The sequence below is a fragment of the Streptomyces sp. SID3212 genome (genome assembly GCF_009865405.1).
In the GTDB taxonomy this organism is placed as follows: Bacteria; Actinomycetota; Actinomycetes; order Streptomycetales; family Streptomycetaceae; genus Streptomyces.
The window spans coordinates 1-3,148 of record NZ_WWJY01000311.1; the positions used below are offsets into that span (position 1 = coordinate 1).

Annotated in this window: 5 protein-coding genes; 3 read left to right on the forward strand and 2 right to left on the reverse strand. The window is 72.1% G+C overall.

What is annotated here, in order from left to right; all coding sequences use genetic code 11:
* Positions 1-35 precede the first annotated feature (35 nt).
* Positions 36-491, reverse strand: a complete 456-nt coding sequence (locus GT042_RS09525) for a TerB family tellurite resistance protein (RefSeq protein WP_161308271.1) — start codon at positions 489-491, stop codon at positions 36-38.
* Between the two features lie 249 nt (positions 492-740).
* Here GT042_RS09525 and GT042_RS09530 point away from each other — a divergent pair, with 249 nt between their 5' ends.
* Together GT042_RS09530 and GT042_RS09535 are read left to right on the forward strand one after the other, a co-directional pair.
* Complete coding sequence (locus GT042_RS09530; protein ID WP_161308272.1) at positions 741-1,391, forward strand: phospholipase; 651 nt, start codon at positions 741-743, stop codon at positions 1,389-1,391.
* A 31-nt stretch (positions 1,392-1,422) separates the two neighbouring features.
* Positions 1,423-2,127 carry a dienelactone hydrolase family protein gene (locus GT042_RS09535; RefSeq protein ID WP_161308273.1) on the forward strand — a complete coding sequence of 235 codons (705 nt, stop codon included), beginning with the start codon at positions 1,423-1,425 and terminating at the stop codon, positions 2,125-2,127.
* Positions 2,128-2,199: 72 nt separating this feature from the next.
* Here the strand turns inward: GT042_RS09535 and GT042_RS09540 are convergent, their stop codons facing one another.
* Complete coding sequence (locus GT042_RS09540) at positions 2,200-2,916, reverse strand: glycoside hydrolase family protein (RefSeq protein ID WP_161308274.1); 717 nt, start codon at positions 2,914-2,916, stop codon at positions 2,200-2,202.
* A 10-nt stretch (positions 2,917-2,926) separates the two neighbouring features.
* Here GT042_RS09540 and GT042_RS38895 point away from each other — a divergent pair.
* Positions 2,927-3,148, forward strand: a 222-nt coding sequence (locus tag GT042_RS38895; protein WP_237530635.1) for a hypothetical protein, incomplete at its 3' end; no start/stop codon positions are given.

A 3,148-nucleotide genomic window follows, 5' to 3' on the forward strand; every position in this document is an offset into this window, starting at 1 on the left:
GCCCCGCCGCCCCGCAGAGGCCGTCACCGGCCGGCTCAGAGGTCGAACTCGTGCGGCGCCAGGTCCAGCGCGAAGCACGCCTCGCGGACGACGGCCTGCTCGTCCTTGTCGAAGTCCCCGTCCGCGCCACCGATGACGATGCCGATCTGGATGACCGCACGCGCCTCGGCGGGCTTCTTCTTCGCCTTGCCGATCTCCTGGAGAATGCCGACCTTGCCGAACGCGAAGTCCGCCGCGAGCTTGTCCAGGGCGGCGTCGAAGCGGCGCTGGAGATCCTCCGCCGGGAAGTTCTGGAGCACCTCGTTGCTCGCGATCAGCGACGCGACCCGCCGGCGCTCGGACGGGTCGACGGAGCCGTCCGCCGCGGCGACCAGGGCGCACATCGCCATGCTGGCATCGCGGAACGCCCCGCTCTTGAGGTCGTTCTTCTTCGCCGTGAGCTGCGTCTGCATCGTCGCGGCGGATTCCTTGAAGCGGTCCCACAGAGCCATGGCGCCATCTCTCCTCGTGTGTCGTTTACACCTGTCCGGTTCAACGTCCGGGGCTGCCGGGGCGTGCCCGCCGAACGGGTGATCCGCGCGTCACGGGTGAGACGCGCGGCAGAGGGCACTGCTTGAAGCTTCAATGAGGAGGCGTAGGGTTTCGGACAGTGCGGGACCACCTCGTGTGTCCGGCCGGAGCCCGCCCATCCCCCGTGCGCGCCGGCGCCGCCCCGTACACGGAGGAGAAGAGCCGCCGCCATGCCGTACGCAGAACAGTCCCCCCTGGTCGTCCGCTGGTCGCGCGCGGAGGGCGAGCGGGACGGCACGCCGCTGCTCGTGGCGCTGCACGGCCGGGGCTCCGACGAGCGGGCCTTCTCCGGGATCGCCCCCTACCTGCCCGACGACATCACCATCGCCTTCGTCCGCGCCCCGATCGCGGAGGGCGGTGGCTACGCGTGGTTCACCAACCGGGGGATCGGACGGCCCGTCGCCGAGTCGATCGCCGACTCCGCGGGACAGGTCCTCGACTGGCTCGACACGGTCGCCGCCCGGCACACCTCGGTGAGCGTGCTCGGTTTCTCCGGCGGCATGGCGATGGCGGGAGGGCTCCTGCTGGCCCGGCCGGAACGTTTCTCCTCCGCCGTGCTGCTCTCCGGCACCCTGCCCTGGGACGCCGGACTGCCCACCGAGCCCGGCCGGCTGGCCGGCGTACGGGTCCTGTGGGGGCGCGACGACGCCGACACCGTGATCCCGGCCGACCTGGTGGCCCGTACGGGGGAGTGGCTGCGCGAGAAGTCCGGCGCCGACCTGGCGGAACGGGTCTACCCGGCCCTCGGCCATGCCATCGGCGAAGGCGAACTGAACGACATCCATACTTTCCTGACGGAGGCGGGCAACCGGCCTTCGTGAGCACCGTCATCCCCTGCGTCTGGAGCCTTCCATGCCCACAGATCCCGCCCCGCACAACGTCGAGTTCCCGAGCGCCGGCGGCACGGCCTACGGCTATCTCGCCCTGCCGCCCGCCGGACACGGCCCCGGGATCATCGTCATCCAGGAGTGGTGGGGCCTGACCGACCACATCAAGGACATCGCCGACCGCTTCGCGCGCGAGGGTTTTGTCGCGCTGGCACCGGACCTCTACGGACGGACGGTGGCCCACGACTCCGGCGAGGCGCTGCGCCTGATGAACGAACTGCCCACGGCGAAGGGCGTCGAGCTGCTCGAAGGCGCGGTCGGCCACCTGCTCTCCCTGGAGGAGACGCGGGGCGACACGGTCGGCGCCGTCGGTTTCTGCATGGGCGGCGGATTTGTCCTCAGCCTCGCCGCCGCGGACCGACGGGTCTCCGCCGCCGTCCCGTTCTACGGCCTCAACCGCGACGGCGTCCCGGACTTCTCGCACCTCAAGGCGGAGATCCTCGGCCACTACGGGGAGTTGGACCAGGGCGTCCCGCCGTCCTCCCTCGGTGAGGTGGAGGCGGCGATCGTGGAAGGCTCCGGCATCGTCCCGACCTTCCACGTCTACGCCGGGGCGGGCCACGCCTTCTTCAACGACGGCCGCCCCGAGACGTATCACGCCGAGGCCGCCGAACTGGCCTGGACACGCACGCTCGACTTCCTGCACGACCGGCTCGACCCGGCGGTCTGACGACACCCCCCAGGGCTCGGTGACCTCGCGGGGTGCTCCCGCGAGGTCACCGCCCGAGCAGCGGGCCGGCCGTCACCGGGCGTCGCGAAACGCCCGCCCCGCAGGGGTGACGGCCGGCCCGCTGCGGTACAGGCCGGTGCTGGGACCGGTGTCGGACGCGGGCAGTCCGAACCACGCCCAGCGCTGGACGTACGGCAGACCCGCCAGCATCTTGGCCGCCGAGGCGAGGAACGCCGCCTGCTGGTCCTCGGTGGGGAAGCGCGGCGTCGACTGCGAGAAGTCGGTGAGCGCGAACTCGGTCAGCCAGATGGGCTTCCCGTAGCGCGCGTGGACCGCCTCGATGTACGAGCGCAGCTGGCCGACGGCCGCCTCCGTACGGAAGTCACCTCCGTACCAGTGCAGCGTGATGAAGTCGACGCGGTAGCCGCGGGACTTGGCGCCGCTCATGAAGCGGTCCAGCCACCCGCCGGCGGTGTCCCCGCCGAAGGCGACCGCGGGGCTGCCCAGGATCTTGCCGTTGTCCTGCAACTTCGGCCACAGCGCGAGCGCCTGATCGACCGTCATGTTCGACTGGGCGCCCATGTCCGGCTCGTTGAAGCCGAGGAGGTACGGTCCCGCCGCCCGCGCCCGGGCGAGATTCGCCGCGTCGACGGAGTCCTTGCCCCAGATCATCGGGACGTACTCGGCGGAGCCGGAGCTGACGAAGGAGTGGTCGGTGCCCCAGGTGTAGTACCACCCGGCCCCCGAGTCGCTCAGCGCCTCGGTCGCCCCGCCGTTCCAGTTCCACACGCCCACTCCCTTGCGGGCCGACGCGACCGGTGCCGTCCGGGGCGGCGGGGCCGCAGCGCGCCGGGTGGGCTTCGCGGACGCCGTGGGCTTCGGCTTCGCCTTGGGCTTGGCCTTGGGGGAGGAGGACGCCGAGGGAGAGGGCGAGGCCGACCGCCGCGGTGACGCCGAGGGCGACGCGGCGGGGGCGGCGGCGGGCGCGTCCGCGGTCGTCACGGCGGTGTCCTTGGCCGGT

Bases quoted from the DNA above. Each gene is read 5' to 3' on its own strand.
- GT042_RS09525 (WP_161308271.1), bottom strand. From the start codon at position 491: ATGGCTCTGTGGGACCGCTTCAAGGAATCCGCCGCGACGATGCAGACG.
- GT042_RS09535 (WP_161308273.1), top strand. From the start codon at position 1,423: ATGCCCACAGATCCCGCCCCGCACAACGTCGAGTTCCCGAGCGCCGGC.
- GT042_RS09530 (WP_161308272.1), top strand. From the start codon at position 741: ATGCCGTACGCAGAACAGTCCCCCCTGGTCGTCCGCTGGTCGCGCGCG.